Source organism: Hydrogenophaga sp., from assembly GCF_031426985.1.
Classification (GTDB): domain Bacteria; phylum Pseudomonadota; class Gammaproteobacteria; order Burkholderiales; family Burkholderiaceae_C; genus Hydrogenophaga.
Window position 1 is genome coordinate 1 of sequence record NZ_JASJOY010000218.1, and the last position, 1,404, is coordinate 1,404.

Here is a 1,404-nt window from a genome sequence, read left to right on the forward strand (position 1 = left end):
GACTACGCGCTGCTGCCGCTGAAGATGAGCTTCGAAGACGGCGGCGCCTACGCCTTGCTCGGCCCCTCGGGCTGCGGCAAGACGACCATGCTCAACATCATGTCCGGCCTGCTGGTGCCGTCGCACGGCAGCGTCAAGTTCGACGGCCAGGACATGACCCGCGCCACGCCGCAGCAGCGCAACATCGCCCAGGTGTTCCAGTTCCCGGTCATCTACGACACCATGACCGTGGCGGAGAACCTGGCCTTCCCGCTGAAGAACCGCAAGGTGCCGGCGCACCAGATCCAGGCCCGCGTGGGCCAGATCGCCGAGATGCTGGAGATGAGCCACCAGCTCGACATGCGCGCCGCCGGCCTGAGCGCCGACCAGAAACAGAAGATTTCGCTGGGCCGTGGTCTGGTGCGGCCCGATGTGTCGGCCGTGCTGTTCGACGAGCCGCTGACCGTGATCGACCCGCACCTGAAGTGGCAGCTGCGCCGCAAGCTCAAGCAGATCCACCACGAGCTCAAGCTGACCCTGATCTACGTGACGCACGACCAGGTGGAGGCGCTGACCTTCGCCGACCAGGTGGTGGTGATGACGCGTGGCAAGGTGGTGCAGATGGGCACGCCCGAGGCCTTGTTCGAGCAGCCGGCCCACACCTTCGTGGGTCACTTCATCGGCTCGCCGGGCATGAACTTCCTGCCCGCGAACGTGGCCGAGGGCGCCCTCAGCGTGGGTGGCCTCGGCCTGAGCGCGGACCGCGAGCTACCCGCGGGTGATCTCAAGCTGGGCATCCGCCCCGAATACCTGCGGCTGGTGCCGGTCGGCGCGATCGGTGCCTTGCCCGCCACCGTGCGCCAGGTGCAGGACATCGGCACCTACCTGCTGGTGACCTGCGACGTGGCGGGCCAGACCCTCAAGGCGCGGATTGCACCCGACACCACGCCGCCCGCGGTGGGCGACCGCGTGGGGCTGCAGGTGCTGGGCGAACACACCTGCTATTACAAGAACGAGGAGCTCATGGCATGAGCGCAGCGCCGGGCCGCCCCAAGCCAGCTCGCACCGCAGTGCGCAGCACGAAGGAATCTCTATGAGCGTGACCACCAAACCCGTGAACCAGAAGGCCTGGTTCCTGATCCTGCCGGTCTTCATCTGCGTGGCCTTCTCGGCCATCCTGCCGCTGATGACGGTGGTGAACTACTCGGTGCAGGACATCATCTCGCCCGAGCGGCGCGTCTTCGTCGGCACCGAATGGTTCGCCGCCGTGATGCGCGACGAAGACCTGCACGCTGCGCTGTGGAACCAGCTGAAGTTCTCTGGCGCCGTGCTGCTGGTGGAGATACCGCTGGGCATCGCGCTGGCGCTGTCCATGCCGGCCGCGGGCTGGAAGGCCTCGGCCACGCTGGTGATCGTGGCGCTGTC

General features: G+C 67.2%; 1 protein-coding gene and 1 pseudogene. Both read left to right on the plus strand.

The genetic code is table 11. From position 1 onward, the window contains the following. The coding region (locus tag RMP09_RS21990) for an ABC transporter ATP-binding protein (protein WP_310568110.1) at positions 1-1,011 on the plus strand (1,011 nt) is incomplete at its 5' end. Between the two features lie 61 nt (positions 1,012-1,072). Continuing rightward, positions 1,073-1,404: pseudogene (locus RMP09_RS21995) on the plus strand (sugar ABC transporter permease); the annotation flags it as partial.